Genomic DNA, 21,886 nt, shown 5'->3' on the forward strand with positions numbered 1-21,886 from the left:
CCTCAGTGCACCGCGCGCAGCGGCGCCGCAGCGGCACGCGGGACGGCACGATCAAGATCGCGCGACACCAGCTGCTGCACGGCCGCCGACAGATCGCCGAGCAGCCCCCGCAGGCCGGCCAGCACGCGGCTGAAATGGTTGTAGACCAGTACCGCGGGAATCGCCGCGACCAGGCCGAGCGCTGTCGCCAACAGGGCCTCGGCGATGCCGGGCGCAACCACCGCCAGGCTGGTGGTGTTGCTGTGGGCGATGCCGATGAAACTGTTCATGATGCCCCACACCGTACCGAACAGGCCGACGAACGGCGCCACCGCGCCGATGCTGGCGAGCGCGCCGATACCGCGCCGCTGCACGCGCGCGGTTTCCAGCTCGATGCGCTCCAGGCGCGAGGCGACGCGCTCCTTGATGCCGTCGTGGCTGTCCAGCCCCTGCGACAGGCGCAGTTCGGTGCGTGCAGCATCCAGCATCGTCAGTGCGGCGCCCTGTTGCAGGGTCGCTTCTTCGCTCTGCGTCGGCAGCTGTGCGGACTGCAGCAACAGCGCGCGTGCCGTACGCAGCTGCCGGGCCTGCCGCGCCAGCTCCCAGCCCTTGGCCAGCAGCACGGTCCAGGTGGCCAGCGACGCCAGTGCCAGCGCGATCATCACGGCCTTCACCACCACGTCGGCGGCCAGGTACATGCCCCACGGAGTCAATGCGGGGGCGGCCACAGGGGCCAGGTCAGCAGGCAGCATCGTCTCGGTTTCCATCAGCATCACGGGTCGCTGCGCGACGGCGGGTCGCACGCGGATCATTGGCGTCGTCCACTTCCACGACCGGATGGGGCTGCAGCCGCGGCGCGGGTCGGCTGAGCACGTAGCCGGCGCTGACCGCGAAGAACAGGCCCACGCCCAGCAGCAGGCGCCACGACGGGTGCGCTCCCCAGCAGAACAGCGCAAAACCCACGGCCATGCCGGCACTGGCGAACGCCTTGCCCTTGCGCGACACCGCACCCTGCTCACGCCACAGCCGCAGTGACGGGCCGTAGCGCGGATGCGCCAGCAGGCGCTGCTCGAACTTCGGCGAGCTGCGTGCGAAGCAGCCCACGGCGAGGATCAGGAAGATGGTGGTCGGCATCACCGGCAGCAACGCGCCGATCACCCCGAGGCCGACCATCACCCATCCCAGCGCGAACCAGAGCCAACGCATCAGCGCTGCATCCGCAGGCGGGCACCAGGCATCAGGCGAATTCCACTTCGACGTGGCCGTGCACGCTGCGGAACGCGGCGTCGGCCGCATCGATCACCTGCTGCTCCTGCCTGGCACTCAGCGGTACCGCGTCCAGCGCAGCGGTGAACTCGCGCCAGTGGCGCGCCGCGCCATCCGGATGCGCGGCCAGGTGGCGGGCGCCGAAATCACGATCCAGGCCGAGCCTGGCGGCCATCTTGTACAGCACGGTGCCGCCCAGGTTGGACCCTTCGGCCACATACAGCCACCCCAACGCGGCGGGCAGTTCCAGATCGGACGGCAACGCCGCGATGTCGGCCCCGGGCAGCGTCTGCTCCAGATCCTGCAGGTCGCGCGCCACCTGGGCCAGGCGGCGGCGCTCGCCCAGGTCCGGCAGCAGTGCGTCCAGCGCAGGGTTGGCATACAGCGCATCGATGCTGCGATGGAAGCGATACTGCACGCGCAGGAACCGGGCGAAGTTGCTGCGGTCGGCGAAGATGTCACCGGCCATGATGCGCTTGTCCAGGGCGCCATGGCTGTCGCGGGTGGCGGCCTTGAGCCGCAGGCTGCGGCTGTCTTCAGGGGCGATGTGTGCGTTCATGGGGGATGCCAAGGGGGTCGTCCTGCTGTAGACGTTCGCCACGGGGCTTTCCCCAAGGCTATGTGCGCCGATAATGGCGCATCCCTTCTTACCGCAGGAACCGACGATGATCACCACCGAACCGCGCATGACCAACCTGTTCCTGCAGCTGGGCCTGGACGCCAGCGCCGAGGGCATCGCCCGCTTCATCCGCGAGCACCAGCTGGCCACCGATGTGGAAGTGGTCGAGGCACCGTACTGGAACGATGCGCAGCGCCAGTTCCTGTCCGAGTCGCTGCAGGCCGATGCGGCATGGACCACCGTGGTGGATGAGCTGAACGAGTCGCTGCACGAAGATGCGGTTAAGGCGGCGACGGGGCTGTAAGCGGGGTATCCCGCGCTGTTGGGGTCAGAGCCCTTTCCGCAGGAAAGGGATCCGACCCCGCCGCTCGCCCTTTCCGCAGGAAAGGGATCCGACCCCGCCGCTCGCCCTTTCCGCAGGAAAGGGATCCGACCCTGCCGCTCGCCCTTTCCGCAGGAAAGGGATCCGACCCCAGCGCTCATCCGCGACCGATCAGTACTTCCAGGTCAGCGCCAGCCGCGCGGTGCGGCCCGGTGCCGGCATCACGCCCAGGGCCAGCGGGTCCAGGTAGTAGCGGTCGGTCAGGTTGTCCACGCCGGCTTCCACCGAGAGCTGGTCGTTGAAGCTCCAGCTGGCGAACAGGTCCACCAGCGTGGTTGGCCGGTACAGCTGCTGGATCGCCGACAGGCCCACGTTCCAGTCCTTGTCCAGCTTGCTGATCGGGCCGGCGTTGTGGACCACGCGGGTGCCGAAGGTCAGGCGCTCCTCGAACAGGCGCGAGCCCAGGGTCAGGTTGACCATGTAGCGCGGCGGGTTCTGGGTATTGGTGTACGAGCCCTCGAAGCCGCCGTCCACGCAGTCGGGCGTGTTGGCCAGCTCGCCGTTCCTGCGCTGCGCCCCATAGGCACGGCGCTCGGCGGCGATGTCCGGCGCGCAGGTCTTGGCCTTGAAGTAGTAGTGCGCGGACAGATCGGCAAATACCTTGCCGCTGTCATAGCTGGACTGGAACTCCATGCCCGAGACCTTGAACTGGTCGACGTTGCGGATCAGGCCCGCCGACAGCGTGCGGTAGTCACGGGTGATCAGGTCGTCGATACGGGTATCGAAATACGCCAGCTTCAGCGCCAAGCGGTCGCCGGCAGTGAACAGGTCGTAGCGGAGGGTGCTGGCGCCGATTTCCCAGCTGCGCGCGCGCTCCGGCTTAAGCTCGCCCACCGGCTTGGCGGCGGTGAACAGGCCCAGCGTGGTCTCGAACAGGCTCGGCAGCTTGGTGCCTTCGGCGTACTTCACGTAGACCATGGTGTCTTCGCTGAAGCGATAGGCCACGCTGGCGGTCGGCGAGAACGCGCTGTCGCGGCGGCGGATCGGCTGCGACCAGCTCCAGCTGACCGGCACTTCCAGATCCTGCGCCTTGCCAGCGTCGTAGAAGTTCCAGCCACCGATGTCGGCCACCGTACCCTTCTTGTACGGCGAGGCCAGCAGCGATTCCCGGGTGAAGTTGCCGTTGGCATCCGGGTACCAGTTCAGCAGCGCGATGCGCTTGGCCCGCCACGACGGCAGCGCCGGGTTGCCATTGAGCAGTTCGGTATAGCGGTACTGACCCTGTACCTCATAGGCATCGGGCGTGGCCAGGCGGTTGCGGTCTTGCACATCCACGCGGTTCCAGCGGCCGCCGGCCAGCAGTTCCCAATGCTCATCGGGCTGCCACTTCAGCGAGGCCACGGCGCTGTACTCCTTGCGCTCGGCGTTGCGCAGGAAACGGTTGTTGACCAGGTCGTCGTGCATGACCGGCCCCGAACTGCCCGGCGCGATGTCTTCGTCGCTGTAGGACAGGCCGTAGTCCAGCGTGAACGCGCCGGCCCGGGTGTCGAACTTCGAGGTATTGCTGACATCCAGGCCGAAGCGCTTCTGTCGCAGCGGATTGCGGTAGGCATCCTTGTAGCCGGGGTCGCCACTGAAGCTGGGCGCGTCGTACCACTCGGTGCGGCGGTCGAAGTACCATGGGGTGATGCCGGTCAGGCTGTTGTACATCACGCTGTCGGTGTCGGTGTACGCGGCGTTGACGCGCAGGTCGATCAGCTCGCTGTCCGGATTGAAGCGGTAGCGCAGGCTGTAGCTGTCCATGTCGACGTGGCCCGGATCCCACTGTGGAATGCGGTCACGATCCACGCGGATGATCTGCGAGGCCATGATCTCGCCGGCAGTGCCTTCATAGCGGCGATAGCCGGCTTCCAGCGTCTGCGTGTCGTCGATGCGCCAGGTACCCTTGAGCAGCGCCGACTTCGAGCGCGAAGAGGTATTGAAAACCTCGGTGCGCGGCGGATTCAGCGGCGCCAGCGTGCGCCGATCCTGCGGGAAGTCGTCGTAGCCGTGGCGGCCGGAGAAGTAGTTGCCGTTGTCACGGTAGGCGTAAGCGGCGACCAGATCGAAGCGGTCCCAGTGCCCTGCGGCGGCCACGTTGAAGAACTGGCTGCCGGTGGCGCTGCGATCGGTGCGCGGTGCCGCACTGTAGGACGGCAGGCTGTTGGCACTGCCATTGGCCAGGCCGCCGCGCACGCGCACGCCGACGTCGCGGCCCTCGCGCAGCACGTCACCGATCTTCAACGTCTCCATCTCGACCACGCCGCCGATGCCACCGGACGCGTTGGCCTGCAGGCTCGGGCCCTTGGTGATGGTCAGGCTGGAGATCAGGTCCGCGTCGAGGTAGGTGCGCTGCGACTGGCCGGCGTAGCCACGGTAAGTATCCATGCTGGACTGGCCACCGTCGATGATCACCGGCACGCGGCCCTGGCCCTGGATACCGCGGATGTTGACGTCGAAGCCGTTGCCCACGCGCGGATCACCGGCGGTGACACCGGCCACACCCTTGACGATGTCGCCGTTGGAGGTGCCGCGGAAACGCTCCAGATGCGTGCGATTGAGCGTGGTGGTCGAACCCACGCTGCGATAGCTGTCGAGCAGGCGTGCTTCATCACTGGTCGCGCCGCTCCCGACGCGGTCGCCGGCCACACTCAGCGTGTCGGTGACGATCACACCACTGTCGGCCTGCAACGGCGTTGCCGCTTCCAGGGTGACCGCATCGGCGCTGACCCGGCGCACTGCCAGGCCACTGCCCTGCAGCAGCTGCTGCAGCGCCTCGTTGGCCGACAGGCTGCCGCCGACCGCGCGAGAGGTTACGCCACGTGCCAGCGATGCGGGATAGACCACCTGCACACCGGACTGGCGCATGTAGCTGCGCAGCGCGTCATCCAGCGGTTGCGCCGGAATATCGAAGCGCAGCACGGCCGCGTGGTCGCTGCTGGCGCTCTGCGCCAGTACGGACGGCGCGGCACTGGCCAGGCCGGCGGCGAGCAACGCGATGCACAGGCGGGACGGGCGCAGCACGCGGCCCGGGCGATGGAAGTCGAACATGGGGGAACCTGTCAGGTAATCGGTGCCGCGAACGCGGCGTCATCCGCAACACGGGCGGACACGGCGACGTACGTGGCGGCGGCGGGTACGTTCGCGGAGTAAGACGGATGAAAGCGTGGCAACCCCAAGGGGATTTGCAGTCGAAGCAGGTGCCGACGGTTGCGCGCCCGGTTGCAGTGGTGGGCGCCGACGGTTGCGTGGCTGGTTGCAGTGGTGGGTGCCGACCGTTGGTCGGCAACGGGGCAATGGCGTGGATCTACCGATGGACGATGGCGACGCCGAGCGGCAGCCGGGTCACCTGCAATCCAGCCGTCGCGGCCAGCGCATCCAGCGCCTGTTCCGGGCGGTCGATACGCAACGCCGCGCTTACCGCCGGCAGCTGCGATAGATCACCACGCACGAAGGTCGGGCCAGCGCGATAGCGCCCCACCCATTGCACCGCGTCAGCAACGCGGGCCTGTTCCAACAGCAGCTCGCCCTGACGCCAGGCGCCGACGCTGTCGGCCGCAACGTCCCCCAATCGCCCCACCCCACTGTGTTCACCGTAGGCCGCGCGCTGGCCCTGCTGCAGGTAGGTCCAGCCACCGTCAACCGGGCTGGCCATCCGTACCCTGCCCTGCCCGACCTGGGTTTCCACCTGGTCGTGGCCCCGCGCCACGGTGAAGGCGGTCGAGATGTCCTCGACCACGCCATTGCCCGCGCGCACGCTGAAACGTCGCTGCGCGTCCGGACTGACCTCGAACCAGGCACGCCCGCGCAACAGCTCGACCTGGCGGGCGTTCGCATCAAAGTGCACGGCAATCGCACTGTCGGCGTCCAGCACCGCACGGCTGCCATCAGGCAGCAGCACGTTCTGCACCTGGTGCGTGCTGCGGTGATCGGACTGCAGGCGCAGCCACGCCTCCGGCCATGCCACCAGCATCGCCAGCATTGCCGCCGCAGCCATGGCCCAACGCCGTCGGCGCGGGCGTCGACCAGCCACGCGGGCCGGCTGCGCTCGCGGCCCGACGCTGCGCCACAGCGCGCGCTCGTGTTCGAAGGCCCTGCGGTGCCCCGGCTGTTGCAGCCAGTGTTCGAACGCCTGCATGCGCGCGTCGCTGATATCGCCCGAGGCCAGCCACGCGATCCAGTCCCGGGCCTGCTCGGCCAGGGCATCGTCATTGGCGGCAGGCAGCATGTTCGGCGGGCTCATCGGCTGGCGGACAGGCGCATTCAAGCGCGGGGCGGGGGAACTGGACCGCATCCACGGTCCAATGATCAAGACGTTTGCGCGAAGGCCAGCCCCAAGGCGGCGCGATCATCGGCCGCTGCGGGCCCAGGCCAGGCGCTGCAGCGCGGTGCGTACGTGATTCTCCACCGTGGTCACCGATACCCCAAGGCGGCGTGCGATCTCGGCCTGGGTCAGGCCCTGAAGGCGGTTGAGCCGGAAGATGGTGCGGGTCGGCTCCGGCAGATGGCCGGCCGCGTCGAGTACCCGCTGCAGCTCGTCCTGCGCCATGGCCTGCTCTTCGGTGGAGATCACCTCGTCCGGCCCCCACAGGTAGTGATCAGCCAACAGGCGGTTGCGCCGGGTCGACTCGCGGCCGTGGTCGGTGGCCAGGTTGGCGGCCAGCCGGTACAGATAGGCGCGCGGATTGTCGATGGCCTGGCTGTCATCGACCCCACGGGCCTTGAACCACACCGCCTGGATCACGTCCTCGGCGCCGTTGTCGCCCCCCAGAATACGTTGCACCCGGCGCAGCAGCGCTGGCCGCTCGCGGATCAGCAGTTCGGTGAGGGAGGCAGCATTGGAGGACATGCGCGGAGCCGGGACGACAGACGGGAGGCGCCGCGCATGCTACTCCGCAAATGCGAATCAGTCACGTTCTCATCAGTGACGAGACCTACAGGCAATCAACCAGCGCGTCGTAGGTATTGCTTGTCGTGCCGGGCAACGGCGCGTGCAACGCGTCAAACCCATCCCCCATTTCCCACACCTGCAGCAGGGTTTCCAGGCGTGTCCCAGTTGCCAGCGGCAGCACGCAGGCATAGCGTCCGCGGTTGACCTTGATCAGGCCGCTGGGCTTTACCCAGGTGTCGCTGCCGGCGAATGTCCACACACACTGGACAACCACCCCCGTGGCCTGTTCCACGGAACAGCGCAGGCGCATGGCCCACAGATTGATGTACTGCCCCTCGCAGAAGGTATCGCCACACACCTCATCGAAGCCACGCACCAGTTGCCGCTCGGCAGCCAGGAAACGCTCGTGGCCGCCCCCCGGGCCGGTGTAATCGCGCGCATCGACGAACGCCGGCGCAGCCTGCACGGCACCGGCGTACAACAGGCCGACAGACAGCACGCCGCACAACAGCCAGCATCTACGGAAGCTGCCCATCAGCCCACCCTCCCCTGCGTGCGCAGGCATTCAGGCAGCCCATCGAAGATGCCGTGGTCACGCCCGGGCAGAGGCGCGACCAGGCCGCCCGGCGCTTCCAGTGAGGCATAGAACGCCTCGACTGGCACCCCGGGCTGCAATTCGATCGGGCAGACCCAGCTGCCGTTGTCGACCTGCACCTGTCCCGTATCGGGCTGTACTTCCAGTTCGCTGGCCGCCACCACCAGGACGCAGCGCTGCACGGTGCCCCGATGGGCCAGCACGGCACAGCGGAACTCCATCACCCGGTAATTGCTGTAGTCACCTTCACAGAAGGTGTCGGCACACAACGCGGCGAATTCACCGGCGACCGCGTCCTCCAGCGCAAAGGCCCTTTCCCACGCGGTCTCATCGCTGGGGTAGTCAATCAGGTTGACGTGCGCCCCCCGCGCGAACGCGGGCAGCGGTGCCAGCAGCAACAGGGCGTAACAGCCCAAACGATTCCAGTTCATGGCAAGGCTCCTTGGTATGGATCTCCAGCCTGCCGAGGGGACCGGGTGGAACCCATCGGGAAACCCCGCCCTGGCCCTCCGCCAGGGCCGAGCGCGCGGGTCGGCCCTGCCCTACGCTGCACAGCGCCCGGCAAAGGCATAAAATGGTGAGCTATCCGTCTATATCCCCCCCACCTGGAGCACACCATGGGTCTGGAACTCGTCTCGCCCGGCAAGAACCCGCCGGAAGAAATCAACGTCATCATCGAGATCCCGAAGGACTCGGAGCCGGTGAAGTACGAAGTGGACAAGGAAACCGGCGCGATCTTCGTCGACCGCATCCTCTCCACCCCGATGCGCTACCCGTGCAACTACGGCTACGTGCCGAGCACGCTGTGCGGCGACGGCGATCCGGCCGACGTGCTGGTGGTGCTGCCGCTGCCACTGGTGCCGGGCTCGGTCGTGCGCTGCCGTCCGGTCGGCGTGCTGAAGATGAGCGACGAGGCGGGCAGCGACGAGAAGATCCTGGCCGTGCCGGTCTCGAAGATCTTCAGCGGCTACGCCCACGTCGAAGACATCGCCCAGGTCTCGAGCCACTGGCTGGAGCGCATCGGCCACTTCTTCGAGCACTACAAGGACCTGGAGAAGGGCAAGTGGGTCAAGCTGGACGGTTGGGGCGGCGCCGCTGAGGCCAAGCAGATCCTGATCGAGGCGCACCAGCGCCATCTCGACAGCAAGGCCTGAGCCTGAACCGGATCGCTCCGGCGGTACCCTGCCGGAGCGATGCGGGTCACGTTTCATGACGACGGCACATCACTCTTGCTGCCGTATTAGGTAAATTGCGTCACTTCACACGTCATCGACATCCATCGTCGAGACAGCCAGGGGAATGTGTCGTGCGTATTCTGCTTGTTGGGGATGCAGCCAGCCTGCCGGCCGAGCTGACCGAATTCATTGCCGATCTTGGGGAAGACTGGCAGCCGTTGACCGCCACCGATGGCCAGGCCGCGATGACCGCGGTGGCCACGCAGGGCGTGGACGCGGTGATCGTCTGCCCGCAATTGCCGGATCTCAATGCCACCACGCTGCTGGGGCAGATCCGGACCTTGCGCCCGGAGACCATCCGCATCGCGCTGGTCGATGCGCAGCATGGCAACCGGCCGCCGCCGGCGCGCCTCATTGGTGTCGCCCACCGCTTCCTGCCGCTGCCGCTGGCGCCGGAAGTGCTGCTGGAGGCACTGACCAGCCTGGAAGAACTACGCGAAGTGCTGGACAGCCCGCGCCTGCGCGATGCCATCGGCCGTATCGAGAAACTGCCCTCGCCGCCGCACCTGTACCTGAGCCTGACCCAGGCCCTGGAACATGACGACGACGCCGACAGTGCCGATGTCGCCAAGCTGGTCGCCGCCGATCCGGCGATCGCCGCCAAGGTGCTGCAACTGTCGAACTCGGCCTTCTTCAGCCAGGGCCGCACCATTGCCGACCTGCGCACCGCCGTGACCCGGCTGGGCCTGGCCACGCTGCGTGACCTGGTGCTGGCCAGCGAAGTGTTCTCCGCACCGACGCTGTCGGCCGCCGAGCGCAACTCGCTGCAACAGCGCGCACTGCTGGCCTCGCGGCTCGCCGCACGCCTGCTGCCCGAATCCAGTGCCGAACTGGGAGCGACTGCCGCGCTGCTGGCCGACATCGGCCTGCTGCTGCCAGGTGTGCGCAACGAGCGCAGCGAGCCCTCGCTGGCCGGCGACACCCGCCCTGGCCATGCCGAGGCCGGCGCCTACCTGCTGGGCCTGTGGGGCCTGCCGATGCCGATCATCGAAGCGGTGGCCTTCCACCTGCAGCCGCAGCGCGCCAACACCCGCAGCTTCTGGGTGACCGGTGCGGTGCACGTGGCCCTGGCGCTGGTCAATGGCGACCCGGTGGACGAGGACTACCTGCAGCGCGCAGGCGTGCTGAACAAACTGCCGCAATGGCGCGAACACGCCAATGCGCTGATGGGACTGGTGCCCAGCGACGCCTGAGCGCGTTGCATGATGTCCGGATGACAGAGGGCGCACCCACAAGGTGCGCCCTTTCCATGTCAGCGGATACCGCAGGCGTCCTGCACGCAGCGACGGTACTGCGACTCGCAGATGACCGGTGACTTGCCACTGGCCAGGCACTGCTGGCGGAACTCCTCGCAGTAAAGCCCACCGCCGCAGACCCCGAGGCCCTGCGCGAACACCGCGCCCACCAGCGTTGCGTAGATCAATGCAGCGGCGGATGCCTGCCGCAGCAACGTATTCTTCATATCCCTCTCCACATGCAAGCGTCCGGTAGTGGACCTCCTGACTGTGTTGATTACGACACGACGGGACCGTGACTGCGCTCACCTTCCAACAATTTCCGGAATTCCCCTACAAAAAAAAGGGCGGACCTTGCGGTCCGCCCTCCTTCTGTTGCTACCGCACTTCGATGGATCAGAAGCGCTGGGTGTACTTCATGTACAGGAAGCGACCCACGTCGAAGCCGCCGTAGTAGGCGAACGCCGAGTTCGGAGCCGAGTACTGCAGGGCACCCTTGTGGTCGAACACATTGTTCGCGCCCAGGGCGATGGTCGCATCCCACGGCGCCTTCCAGCTGACCTGCAGGTCGTGGAAGGTGTTGGAACCGGTGTGACGCAGCGGATCGGTCTCACCGTTGGCCATGTGGTTCGGAGCATCGCACCAGCCGTCAGCCAGCGAGATGCAGCTTTCCTTCATGCCCGAGTAGTAGCGCGCGGTGTAGTTCACACCGAAATCGCCGTACTGCCAGTTGACGCCCAGGTTCGAACGCACGCGGAACAGGCCCGGCTCGCTGACGCGGCCGACCATGATGTTGTCGCCCGCGCTGTTCTGGCGCTGCTCGTCGTACTTGGCGGTGTAGCTGGTCTGCCAGTCGATGCTGAACTGACCAATGGCCAGTTCCGGCAGGCGGTACTTGATGCCCAGATCGTAGCCCTGGGTTTCCATCTTGCCGAGGTTGGCGGTGCCGTAGGTGATCGCACTGACGTGGCCGTCAGCCGCACGGGTCACGCTCGAGCAGCGCGAAGCGTTACCCAGCACGTAGCAGTCACGCAGGATGCGGTCGACGCTGTCAGCGATGATCATGTCGCTGATTTCGTACTTGTACCAATCCAGCGACACGTCCAGGCCCTGCACCCAACGCGGGCTCCACACCAGGCCGAAGGTGGTGCTCTTGGAGGTTTCCGGCTTCAGGTTCGGATTGGCACCCGAGATGAACTGGTCACCCGACTGGCACGGCAGGGTCGAACATTCCTTGCCTGCCTGGCCCAGCTGCACGTAGTTGGCCGGCACGCCTGCGCCGGAGCACGCGGCATTGCCTGCAACGCTGCCCGGAGCCTTCACGCCGCACGGATCGATGTAGGACTCGAAGCTCGAGCTCAGGCCACCGTACAGGTCGCTGATGGTCGGAGCGCGGAAGCCCTCGGCGTAGGTGCCGCGGACCAGCAGTTCATCCAGCGGACGCCAGGTCAGGCCGAACTTGCTGTTGGTGGTGCCACCGAAGTTGCTGTAGTCCGAATAACGGCTGGCAACGTTCAGGGTCAGTTCCTTGGCGAAGGCCATGTCGGCCAGCAGCGGCACGTTCAGTTCGAGGTAGACCTCGTTCAGATCGTACTGGCCGCGGGTCGGCTTCTGGCCCAGGCCGGTGGACTGGCCCGACTGTGCGAAGGCGTCCGGCACGTAGCTGCCTTCTTCCTTGCGGTGCTCGACACCCAGGGCGAAGCCCAGGTCGCCGGCCGGCAGGGTCACGATGGCGCCCGACAGGTTGGCGGTGAAGCTGGTGGTCTTGGTGACGCCACGGGTGGTGAAGGTCGGGAACAGGAAGTCCTGCAGCTCCTGGTTCGCCAGCGAGCCCTGACCCTCAACGCCGTACGGCAGCAGCGGGTTCCACGGACGGCAATCGCCCAGGATCGGGTTGGCGGCGGTGCCGCAGCGGGCAACGCCACCGGCATCGATGAACGACGGGCCCAGCGCCTGACGCGCGCCGATCAGGCTCATGTCACCGCGGTTGCTCTTGATCGACTCGTTGCGGTTCCACAGCGCGCCGACATCCCAGTCGAAGGTCTTGCCACCCAGCTCGAAGAAGCCGGTCAGGGTCGGAGCGAAGCGCAGGGTCTTCAGCTGGCTGTCAGTGGTACGCGGCACTTCCCACAGGCGGCGGCGGAAGCTGACGTCCTGGCCAACCGGGTTGAAGGCGCTGTCTGCCGACAGCGGGGTGTTGATCGACTTGGAAGCGGACTGGTACGGATAGCCGGCGATCTGCTGGAACGTCTGGCGCTCGTTGTAGAGCACGTCGGTGTTCAGGCTGATCGAATCGGTGAAGTCGTAGGTGCCGTTGATGTAGACCGACTTGCGCTTCACACCGGTCAGCAGGGTCATCTGCTCGTTCGAGTTGGCGAACTCGTCTTCGGTGATCGCGTGGTAGTCGTTCGGGTTCTTCGGATTGCCACCCGGGTTCAGGGTCTGCCACACCGCGCTCGACTTGCTGCAGTCGTACAGCTTCGGGTTGCACCAGCTGCCGTTCTGGCTGATCGGGCTCCAATCAGCCGAGGTGGAGTTCGGACCCAGCGAGCCGTCACGGCTGTACCAGCGGTCCTTGGCCCACACCGGATCCTGCTTCGAGTACTCGGCCGACAGGGTCAGGCTGCCGCGCTCACCGCGGGCACCGAGGGTCATCGAATAGGTTTCGCTGTCGCCGTCGCCCTTGCCGTACTGGCCGACGTAGACATTGGCTTCGCCGCCGTCGAAGTTCTTGCGGGTGATCACGTTGACCACGCCGGCAATGGCGTCGGAACCGTAGATCGACGAGGCGCCGTCCTTCAGGATCTCGATGCGCTCAACGGCCGACATCGGGATCTGGCTCAGGTCCTGCAGACCCGAGGTCGAAGCGCCCAGGCGCTTGCCGTTCATCAGCACCAGGGTGCGCTCGGCGCCCAGGTTGCGGATGTCGACGTAGTAGCCGCCCACGTTCTCGCCCGAAGCCAGCGACTCCGAACGCGAGATGGCCGGGGAGCCGGCCGAGGTCAGGTTGTTCAGCACGTCGGCGACGCTCGAGAAGCCCTGCTTTTCCAGGGATTCGCGGGTCATCGTCAGGATCGGCTGCTGGGTCTCCACCGAGGCGCCGCGGATGCGCGAGCCGGTGACCGAAATGCGGTCCAGGTCGGTGGTGCCCTTTGCTTCCTGAGCCGAAGCAAAGGCCGGCGCCAGCGCCAGCGCAATGCCGGCCGGCAGCAAGCCGAACCGCACTGCGGGATTACGAACGTTCATCTATCTCTCCAAGGTACGTGTTAGCAGCGTGTTAAAACACCCCAGCACGTTACGATTGCGTTGCAGCGCTGTATTTGCGCGAACCAACCGGAGACTTTGCGGATTGTGGCGGGAGCAAGCCGCCGTTCTCCCTGAAGCGCGACGCGGACTGGCCGTAGCGGGCGCGGAACGCACGCGCGAAGCTGCAGCAGTTGTCGAAGCCGCTGGCGGCGGCGACCTCGCCCACCATCATGTCGGTGTCGCGCAGCAGGTCGGCGGCGCGTTCGAGGCGCAGTCGTGCCGAAAGCGACTGCGGGCTTTCCTCGTACAGGCTCTGGAAGGTCTTGGAGAGGTACCAGCTGGAGAAGTTGGTCAGTTCGGCCAGTTCGCCGATGCGCACCACCCGGTGGCTGTTGCCTTCCAGATAGAGGCGCGCACGCTGCATGCGGCCGAACACCTGACGCTTGCGGCTGCGCGAGCGGCCCGGGCAGCGCTGCACGTTGTCGGCCAGGCCACGCTGCAGGCCAGCAAGGTGCAGCAGCAACGGACGCAAGGCCTGGGCCGGCTGGCCGCTGGCCAGCGCATCGCGCCACAAGCGCAGCGCAACGCGGGCGTCACTGCGGTTCATGCGGCCACGACCGGCATACAGGCCACAGTCGGCCATCTCGGTCAGCACGCGAAGCGCTTCAACGTTCAGGTTCAGGCCAACGCACAGCCCGTTGCGACCGGCCTGCACCAACGGCCGCGATTCCTTCTCGAAGGCGATCCACTCGCCCTGGCGCAGGCGGAATCGTCCTTCCTTGGCCTCCACCCACGAACTGCCACGCACCTGCATCCAGACAGTGAAGCTGGAGCCGGCGGTCTGCAGGCTGCCCAGCCGGGCCACGCCCAGGCAGGTCGGCGTGACATCGTCGAGCGACCGGTCCAGGGAGACGGTTTGGCCGCGATCGGCCAGCGAGAGTTGACGCATGGGGGCACCACGGATTTGCCTAGTACAGGACTCCGTTTTGCCTAATCAGGCGGCACCGCGTCAGGAAAGTCCGACGAGATCGCCACGAATTCGCGACGAGATCCCGACGAAGAAATTACGAAGGCCCATTTCCCCTGAAAAACAATAACTTGGAGAACGCCGGGAACAGCGCGGGGGGGCGTTCGGGCAACCGCATCACACCGATGTCGGCACCATCGCTGACCGCCATCGCCACGAACAGGTCACGCCCGTCAGCGCTGGCGCTGAGTCCGTTGCCGGCGCTGAGCCGTTCCGCATCCAGGCAGCGTTCCGGCTCCTCGCGGCCGGGCAGGATGCGCACGAAGGTGGTGCCACACGTGCTCGAAGTGCCGAGGTAACCGACGCCACTGTTGCCGGCCACGGTCCAGGCCCGGTATCGCCAGCGGCTGGGCCGGTCATCGCTGATCTGCTGCACGCTGCCCGACGACAACGCGGCATCGGCCGACCACAGGCCACCGGCGGCCAGGCGGGTGAACAACACGCGGCCACTGCTGCGGTCGAAGCGCGCCTGCGACACCCCTTCGATGCTGGCCAACCGGCGCCAGGGCTGGGTGCTGCGGTCGAACAGACTCAACCGGGTGCGCTGGTCGGCATCGCGCTCGACCACGAACAACTGCTCCGGCGACGCGCCATACAGGGCCTGCAGCGGCTGTTCGGCCGGGACCGGCAAAGGTTGCAGGCGTTCATCGCGTGGCGCGATCTCGTAGACCACCGTGCGCCCATGCGCGTCGCGGCCGACCACGAGCAGCTGGCGGCTGTCGGCCGACCAGTCCGGTGCCTGCCGCGCTTCCGGCCGCAGCCCTTCAATGGGGCGCAGCGAATCCGGCCGCTGCATGTCCGCCCACCACAGGGCGAAGCTGCCGGAGCGATCCGAGGTGAAGACCAGCTGGCGGCCATCGGGCGCTGCCATCGGCTGCCCATCGCGGCCACTGGATGCAAACAGGCGCTCGGGCGCGCCGCTGCCCTGCACCGGCACCTTGAACACGCCGAACTGCGCGCGCCGGTGGACGAAGGCCAGCATCCCACCACGTCGCGACACGGCGGGCCACTGCGCATCATCCAGGCCGGCATCGCGCAGCGTGTGCCGCTCGACGTCCAGATAATAGAGCCGCGCCTCGCTGTCGACGCGGCGACCGAACACGATGGTGCGGCCATCGTCCAGCCAGGCCCATCCGCGCAACTCTGCCGCCTCGTTGGTCAACTGCTCGGGCGTACCGCCCGCGGCCGGCACCCGCCACAGATCGCCCAGCTGCGGGTTGCGCACGAACACCAGCCATTGCCCATCGGGCGAGTAACGCGGTGCGTAGTCGAAGTCGTCCTGGTCGACGCTGTACGCCAGCGCGCGCCACTGACCACTGGCCAGGTCCAGCACGCGGATGCCACGGTGCGCGTAGCGCCCGACCATGCTGCCGAACACCAGGCCGCGACCATCGGGCGTCCAGTCGAAGCTGAGCAGCTCGGTGCCATCGCAGCGCGTGGCCTGGCGCAGTGCGCCACCAGTAGCGCTGGCGATCAGCACCTGGCAGCCACCGTCGGCAGAGAACCGTGCGAAGGCAATTTCGCGACCATCCGGCGACCAGTTCGGGAATCGATCGACGGCACCGGCCGGCGGCGCCAGCAACTGGCGCGCCGGCGCGTTGCCGGAGGTCTGTACCTTGATCGCACCACCGCCGTTGCCATCTTCGTTGGCGCCTTCATAGGCCACCAGCGAACCATCCGGTGACAGCGTGGGATAGGTTTCAAAGCCGCTGGTTGCGGTGATCAACCGATAGGGACGCTGGGGGCTGCCGATCACCCGCGTGCCGTTCTCCACGGCGGCCTCCACCGGCGAACTGCTGGCCGGTGCGCGGCGCAGCAGCAGCGTGGTCATCACCAGCAGCGTGGCCAGCATCAACACGCCCAGCGCCAGCAGCACGCGGCGGCGGACATGGCGCCAGCGGCGGCGCGATTCCTGCGCGCGCGCGGGCAGCACCGCAGCGGCGGCGAGTGCGGGCTGCACGTCCACACCTTCGTCGTCAGGCAAGCCCGCAGCCGACGGCTCCGCATCGTCCAGCGCCTGTACCGGTACCAGAAGCCGATAGCCGGTCTTGGCAATGGTCTCGATGTAGGCCTGGCCGCTGTCGTCGTCGTTGCTGAACGCCTTGCGCAGCTGGGTAACGGCCTGGGTCAGCACATCGTTGGTCGGCAGCGTGTCCGGCCACACCTCGGCGAACAACTCGTCGCGGGTGACCACACGGCCCGGCTGCCGCAGCAGCACGCGCAGCACGCCCAGCGCCTTCGGCGTCAGCCGGCGCGGACGACGCGCACCGACGACCTCGACTTCGCGCGAGGACAGAGTGACGATGCACTCTCCTATCCGTATCCGATCGGACACGGGTGGCTGTATTTCGCTGCTGTTCATTTTCTGCTACACAGTAGAGACAGGTCCCGGGCAGTGTTTGCCTTCGTTACGGTCCCGTCCTGGGAACAGCGAAAAGCCAGACTCCGCACAAAGCATCGGCGCATACCGCAAAAACAATCGAGCGCGCGAATACTAGCCTATGCAAGTTACCTCGCCTATCGCGTGGTCGACATCAGGCTCTCTCTCGCCGACGCATTCACATAATTCGCGACATCATTCGCGCCCTCTTGGGCGCGAAATTTTTATCTGGCGTTCATTTTCACATGCGCCGCAACATGGTCAATCCGACCAGCCGCGAAACCACCAAAGCCACGTACATCACGCCGGAAAACTGCTCCAGCATGACCAGTGCACGTGCCTGTGGATGCAGCGGCACCACGTCACTCAAGCCGACTCCAGACAGCAAGCTGAAGCTGAGATAAAGCAGCTCCATCCAACTGCGCTGCGCCTGCCCGCCGGTGCCCTGGAAACTGCCCGGATACCACTGCTGGCACACTGCGAACGCGAAGGCGAACGCCCACGCCAGCAGGGTGAAGGTTGCGCCTGCTGCGAACAGTTCGTCGCGGGTGACCTTGTGGTCCTGGAGCATGTAGGCAATCAGGGCGCCAGCCGTGTAGAAGTACAGCAGGCTCTCCAGCACCTGCGCGGTGGTCAGCAATGCGGTGCGCTCGAGCAATGCGCCTGCCAACGAGAACACCACCGAGGGAATGGCCAGCAACAGCGCCAGCCAGGTGCCCAGCGGGCTGCGCTGGACCACCCACAGCGCCAGGCCGAGTACCGCCATGCCGAACATGCCCAGTGCCGCGCGGCCGGCGGCGGTGTCATCCAGCGCGGGATACAGCAGCACCGCCAGCAGCTGCGCGCCCAGCAACCAGGCCGAAGGATGCCGGCGGGCAATGGCCAGCCAGCGGGTGGTCATGGCAACAGGCATGGTGTCCTTTCCCCGGGATGATGGGCGGAGGATAGCCGGGAGCGGCGTGATGAGCGGTAGTGCCGGCCGCTGGCCGGCACCACCGTCTGCGCATCACCCCTGGTGGTACACCTCGGCACCCGCGGCGCGGAACTCCTCCGACTTCTCCTTCATGCCGGCCTCGGCGTAGTCACGCACATCCTGGGTGATCTTCATCGAACAGAAATGCGGGCCGCACATCGAGCAGAAGTGCGACAGCTTGTGCGCATCCTTCGGCAGCGTTTCGTCATGGAACTCCCTGGCCTTCTCCGGATCCAGGCCAAGGTGAAACTGGTCTTCCCAGCGGAACTCGAAGCGCGCCTTGCTCAGTGCGTTGTCGCGTACCTGCGCGCCCGGGTGGCCCTTGGCCAGGTCGGCCGCATGCGCGGCGATGCGGTAGGCCATGATGCCATCACGCACGTCCTGGCGATTGGGCAAGCCGAGGTGTTCCTTCGGCGTCACGTAGCAGAGCATCGCCGTGCCGAACCAACCGATCATCGCCGCACCGATCGCGCTGGTGATGTGGTCGTAGCCCGGCGCGATGTCGGTGGTCAGCGGCCCCAGCGTGTAGAACGGCGCTTCGCCGCATTCGCGCAGCTGCTTGTCCATGTTCTCCTTGATCAGCTGCATCGGCACGTGGCCGGGGCCTTCGATCATGGTCTGCACATCATGCTTCCAGGCGATCTTGGTCAGCTCACCCAGCGTCTCCAGCTCACCGAACTGCGCCGCGTCGTTGGCATCGGCGATGCAGCCCGGGCGCAGGCCGTCACCCAGCGAGAAGGTCACGTCATAGGCCTTCATGATCTCGCAGATGTCTTCGAAGTGCGTGTAGAGGAAATTCTCCCTGTGGTGCGCCAGGCACCACTTGGCCATGATCGAACCACCACGGCTGACGATGCCGGTGACCCGCTTGGCGGTGAGCGGCACGTAGCGCAGCAGCACGCCGGCGTGGATGGTGAAGTAATCCACGCCCTGCTCGGCCTGCTCGATCAGCGTGTCGCGGAAGATCTCCCAGGTAAGCGCTTCGGCGCGGCCGTCGACCTTCTCCAGCGCCTGGTAGATCGGCACGGTACCGATCGCCACCGGCGAGTTGCGGATGATCCACTCGCGGGTTTCGTGGATGTGCTTGCCGGTGGACAGGTCCATCACGGTGTCACCACCCCAGCGGATCGCCCACACCAGTTTCTCCACCTCTTCGGCAATGCCCGAGAACACCGCGCTGTTGCCGATGTTGGCGTTGATCTTGGTCAGGAAGTTGCGGCCGATGATCATCGGCTCGCTTTCCGGGTGGTTGATGTTGTTGGGCAGCACCGCACGGCCACGGGCGATTTCATCGCGCACGAACTCCGGCGTGATGATCTTCTGGATCGAGGCGCCGAACGCCTCGCCCGGGTGCTGCTGCAGCAGGCCGGCATCGCGGATCGCGTCCAGCCGCTGGTTTTCGCGGATGGCGACGAATTCCATTTCCGGCGTGATGATGCCGCGGCGCGCATAGTGCATCTGGGTGACGTTCGCGCCTGCACGTGCACGGCGCGGCAGGCTGCGTGTGGGGAAGCGCACAGCATCGAGCTTCGGGTCGTGCTCGCGATCGCGGCCGAACGACGAACTCAGGCCGTCGAGCTGTTCGGTATCGCCGCGCTCCTCCACCCAGCCACGACGCAGCGCCGGCAGGCCCGCGGACAGATCGATACGCGCGTCCGGATCGGTGTACGGGCCCGACGTATCGTAGACCGTGACCGGTGCATTCTCTTCGCCGCCGAACAGCGTCGGCGTGCGGGTCAACGCGATTTCGCGCATCGGCACCTGCAGATCCGGACGCGAACCGGGTACGTGGATCTTGCGCGAGCCGGGAACGGGCCGGGTCACGGATTCGGAGAGTTGCTGGGCCTGTTGCTGCAGGGCGGAGAGCTGTGCGTTCATCGGGCATCGTCCAGGAAGGTCAGGGACGAAGCGGCGGCGCACTGCGACCGCGCACGGACGGTCCTTGGGCGGTGTCCGGGCACGGCTGCACTGCAAAGCTTCCCTACGCCGGTATGAGCCGGATCAGGTTCCAAGGGACTGTCTCAACCGTGGCCACATGGCCGCGGTACCCCCGCTTCTTGCTGTGCATTAGAGCATAGAGCGCCCGCTCCGGGAGTTGCCCCCGCGGTCAGATCCGCTTTCCTGTGGAAAGCGGATCTGATCCGGATCGTTGTTCGTTAACAGAACCATGACGTCGCGTTCAGTAACGTGCACGTCCGTCGCCCTCCAGCGACCGATGCGTCCTTCGCCGCCGACGCGGCCCCTGCCCGGTTCGCGCTGCATGCCGCCGGTCCTTCGCTGCAAGCTCTGCTCGCTCCCCTCAATCCCTTGATCGGAGAAGCTCCTTCATGGTGTTTCGCGTTTCCATCGCACTGGTTCTGCTGCTGGTGCTGCTTGCCGGTATTGCACCAGGCCCCTTCAATGCCGTGGTGCAGTCGATGCTGGCAGAAGTCATCCGCAGCGTCGGCTGGCTGTACCTGCTGGTGGTATTCCTGGCACTGGTGTTCCTGATGTACCTGGCTTTCGGTCGCTTCGGCAACCTGCGCATCGGTGGCGAGGACGCCGAGCCCGAGTTCTCGCGAGCCAGCTGGATGTCGATGCTGTTCGCCGCCGGCATGGGCATCGGCCTGGTGTTCTGGGGCGCCGCCGAGCCCATTTCGCACTTCAGCAAGCCACCGGAAGGGCTTGCTCCGCAGAGCCTGGATGCGGCGCGCGCCTCGATGCGCTATGCATTCTTCCACTGGGGCCTGCACCCGTGGGCCATCTATGCGCTGATCGGGCTGGCAATGGCCTGGTTCCAGTTCAACCGCAACGGCCGCGGCCTGGTCAGCGACATGCTGCAGCCGATCATCGGCCGCCACCATCGCGGCTGGATCGGTAGGGTGGTCAACATCGCTGCAGTGGTCGCCACCGCGATCGGTGTCGCGACTACGCTGGGCTTCGGCACCATCCAGATCGCCGCGGGCGTGGAACGCGTGTTCGGCCTGGAAGCTACGGTCCCGGTGCAGATGACCATCATCGCCATCGCCTTCGTGCTGTATATGGCGTCCACCGCCAGTGGCGTGGAGCGAGGTGTGAAGTGGCTGTCCAATTTCAACCTGGCGTTGGCTGCCCTGCTGGCCGCCATCCTGCTGGTGCTGGGGCCGACCGGATTCATCTTCGATACGTTCACCACCACGCTGGGCTCCTACCTCAACCAACTGGTGACGATGAGCCTGCGCATGTCACCGTTCTCCGGCAGCACATGGGTGGCCGACTGGACGATTTTCTACTGGGCCTGGTGGATTTCCTGGGCTCCGTTCGTGGGGTCGTTCATCGCACGCATCTCGCGTGGCCGCAGCGTGCGCGAGTTCGTGATCGGCGTAGTGCTGGCACCAACCCTGCTGGGCTTCTTCTGGTTCGCCGTTTTCGGTGGAACGGCCTTGTGGGCACAGATCTTCGGCCATGCCGACCTGGTGCAGGCGCTGGGCAATGGCTACGAGACGGTGTTGTTCACGTTGTTCGACAGCATGCCGCTGCCGCTGCTGCTGTCCTGCATCGCACTGGTACTGCTGATGATCTTCTTCGTGACCTCGGCCGACTCGGCGGTACTGGTGCTGGCCAGCATGTCCACTGACGAAGCAGGCGATCCTCCGTTGAAGCGCAAGCTGGCCTGGGGCATCGCGGTGGCGTTGATCGCAGCGGCCTTGCTGCTGGCCGGTGGCCTGGATGCACTGCAGGGCATGATCACGATTGCGGCGTTGCCATTCGCGCTGCTGATGGTGCTGGTGATGGTGTCGCTGTACCGCGTGCTCGACCAGGAGTACACGCGTGAGCGGCGGCAGGCGCAGCGCCAGCGGCACATGATCGATGCGTGGATCGCGCGCGAGATGGCGGCGCAGGAGGAGACCCAGGCCGAGGCCGCGCGCGCGCACGATCAGGATTGAGGGTGTTTTGCAGCCTGCGGCTGCACCGCTTTTTTCAAGCAAGTGCAAGTGCAAGTGCAGAAGCCAAAGCGGCTCTGGGTTACTGCTGGCTGGGCGAGGCGGTGTGGGTGGGCAGGACCGTTGGCGCCATGGATGGCGCCATCGAGCCCCCATGGATGGGTTCACGGCGTGTCC

The 21,886-nt window shown here is 66.4% G+C and carries 18 protein-coding genes and 1 riboswitch; of the genes, 4 read left to right on the plus strand and 14 right to left on the minus strand.

The features are described from left to right. Positions 1-2: 2 nt before the first annotated feature. From exbB to VG566_RS12660, 3 genes are read right to left on the minus strand one after another with little or no spacing between them, the layout of a single operon-like run. Positions 3-731, minus strand: a complete 729-nt coding sequence (exbB, locus tag VG566_RS12650; RefSeq protein WP_241884224.1) for a tonB-system energizer ExbB — start codon at positions 729-731, stop codon at positions 3-5. After that, complete coding sequence (locus VG566_RS12655) at positions 718-1,185, minus strand: YbaN family protein (protein WP_241884223.1); 468 nt, start codon at positions 1,183-1,185, stop codon at positions 718-720. Before VG566_RS12655 ends, exbB begins: the two co-directional genes overlap by 14 nt. Before the next feature lie 31 nt (positions 1,186-1,216). Beyond that, positions 1,217-1,804 (minus strand): biliverdin-producing heme oxygenase, encoded by a 588-nt coding sequence (locus tag VG566_RS12660; protein ID WP_075076023.1) that lies wholly within the window; start codon positions 1,802-1,804, stop codon positions 1,217-1,219. A gap of 106 nt (positions 1,805-1,910) precedes the next feature. Between VG566_RS12660 and VG566_RS12665 the strand changes: the two genes are divergently transcribed. Further along, positions 1,911-2,168: a DUF2789 domain-containing protein gene (locus VG566_RS12665; RefSeq protein WP_006390068.1), complete on the plus strand. Its 258-nt coding sequence runs from the start codon at positions 1,911-1,913 to the stop codon at positions 2,166-2,168. Positions 2,169-2,357: 189 nt separating this feature from the next. Here VG566_RS12665 and VG566_RS12670 read toward each other — a convergent pair whose 3' ends face one another. The 5 genes from VG566_RS12670 to VG566_RS12690 all read right to left on the minus strand — a co-directional run bounded on the left by VG566_RS12670 (position 2,358) and on the right by VG566_RS12690 (position 8,142). Then, positions 2,358-5,276 (minus strand): TonB-dependent receptor domain-containing protein, encoded by a 2,919-nt coding sequence (locus VG566_RS12670; RefSeq protein ID WP_423172664.1) that lies wholly within the window; start codon positions 5,274-5,276, stop codon positions 2,358-2,360. Between the two features lie 256 nt (positions 5,277-5,532). Continuing rightward, the gene (locus VG566_RS12675) at positions 5,533-6,468 is read right to left on the minus strand and encodes a FecR family protein (RefSeq protein ID WP_032956002.1); all 936 of its coding nucleotides are present in this window, start codon (positions 6,466-6,468) and stop codon (positions 5,533-5,535) included. A 105-nt stretch (positions 6,469-6,573) separates the two neighbouring features. Then, on the minus strand, positions 6,574-7,074 hold the full coding sequence (locus tag VG566_RS12680; protein WP_014038389.1) for an RNA polymerase sigma factor: 501 nt from the start codon (positions 7,072-7,074) through the stop codon (positions 6,574-6,576). Positions 7,075-7,159: 85 nt separating this feature from the next. Then, entirely contained in the window at positions 7,160-7,651 is a 492-nt protein-coding gene (locus VG566_RS12685) for a hypothetical protein (RefSeq protein WP_046432378.1), read from the minus strand. Continuing rightward, positions 7,651-8,142, minus strand: a complete 492-nt coding sequence (locus VG566_RS12690) for a hypothetical protein (RefSeq protein WP_049420880.1) — start codon at positions 8,140-8,142, stop codon at positions 7,651-7,653. The genes VG566_RS12685 and VG566_RS12690 overlap by 1 nt, the downstream gene beginning before the upstream one ends. Positions 8,143-8,328: 186 nt before the next feature. Here VG566_RS12690 and ppa point away from each other — a divergent pair, with 186 nt between their 5' ends. After that, positions 8,329-8,865 (plus strand): inorganic diphosphatase, encoded by a 537-nt coding sequence (gene ppa / locus VG566_RS12695; protein ID WP_005410935.1) that lies wholly within the window; start codon positions 8,329-8,331, stop codon positions 8,863-8,865. A gap of 152 nt (positions 8,866-9,017) precedes the next feature. After that, a complete protein-coding gene (locus VG566_RS12700) occupies positions 9,018-10,139 on the plus strand; it encodes an HDOD domain-containing protein (RefSeq protein ID WP_014038392.1) in 1,122 nt (373 codons plus the stop codon). 59 nt (positions 10,140-10,198) lie between these two features. Here VG566_RS12700 and VG566_RS12705 read toward each other — a convergent pair whose 3' ends face one another. The 6 genes from VG566_RS12705 to thiC all read right to left on the minus strand — a co-directional run bounded on the left by VG566_RS12705 (position 10,199) and on the right by thiC (position 19,685). Beyond that, a complete protein-coding gene (locus tag VG566_RS12705; protein ID WP_032955995.1) occupies positions 10,199-10,408 on the minus strand; it encodes a hypothetical protein in 210 nt (69 codons plus the stop codon). A 169-nt stretch (positions 10,409-10,577) separates the two neighbouring features. Beyond that, complete coding sequence (locus VG566_RS12710) at positions 10,578-13,427, minus strand: TonB-dependent receptor plug domain-containing protein (RefSeq protein ID WP_014648326.1); 2,850 nt, start codon at positions 13,425-13,427, stop codon at positions 10,578-10,580. Positions 13,428-13,476: 49 nt separating this feature from the next. Continuing rightward, entirely contained in the window at positions 13,477-14,376 is a 900-nt protein-coding gene (locus tag VG566_RS12715) for a helix-turn-helix transcriptional regulator (protein WP_032955994.1), read from the minus strand. 115 nt (positions 14,377-14,491) lie between these two features. After that, positions 14,492-16,816: a winged helix-turn-helix domain-containing protein gene (locus VG566_RS12720; RefSeq protein WP_241884221.1), complete on the minus strand. Its 2,325-nt coding sequence runs from the start codon at positions 16,814-16,816 to the stop codon at positions 14,492-14,494. A gap of 259 nt (positions 16,817-17,075) precedes the next feature. Further along, positions 17,076-17,747 carry an ion channel gene (locus VG566_RS12725; RefSeq protein WP_014648329.1) on the minus strand — a complete coding sequence of 224 codons (672 nt, stop codon included), beginning with the start codon at positions 17,745-17,747 and terminating at the stop codon, positions 17,076-17,078. Positions 17,748-17,840: 93 nt separating this feature from the next. Continuing rightward, positions 17,841-19,685 carry a phosphomethylpyrimidine synthase ThiC gene (gene thiC / locus VG566_RS12730; protein WP_241884220.1) on the minus strand — a complete coding sequence of 615 codons (1,845 nt, stop codon included), beginning with the start codon at positions 19,683-19,685 and terminating at the stop codon, positions 17,841-17,843. An 82-nt stretch (positions 19,686-19,767) separates the two neighbouring features. Continuing rightward, a riboswitch (TPP riboswitch) is annotated at positions 19,768-19,869 on the minus strand. A 265-nt stretch (positions 19,870-20,134) separates the two neighbouring features. Here thiC and VG566_RS12735 point away from each other — a divergent pair. Continuing rightward, positions 20,135-21,712, plus strand: coding sequence for a BCCT family transporter (locus tag VG566_RS12735; protein ID WP_049408706.1), 1,578 nt, complete (start codon positions 20,135-20,137; stop codon positions 21,710-21,712). Positions 21,713-21,886 lie beyond the last annotated feature (174 nt).

The organism is Stenotrophomonas sp. CASM114, assembly GCF_049384325.1.
Lineage (GTDB): Bacteria > Pseudomonadota > Gammaproteobacteria > Xanthomonadales > Xanthomonadaceae > Stenotrophomonas > Stenotrophomonas muris.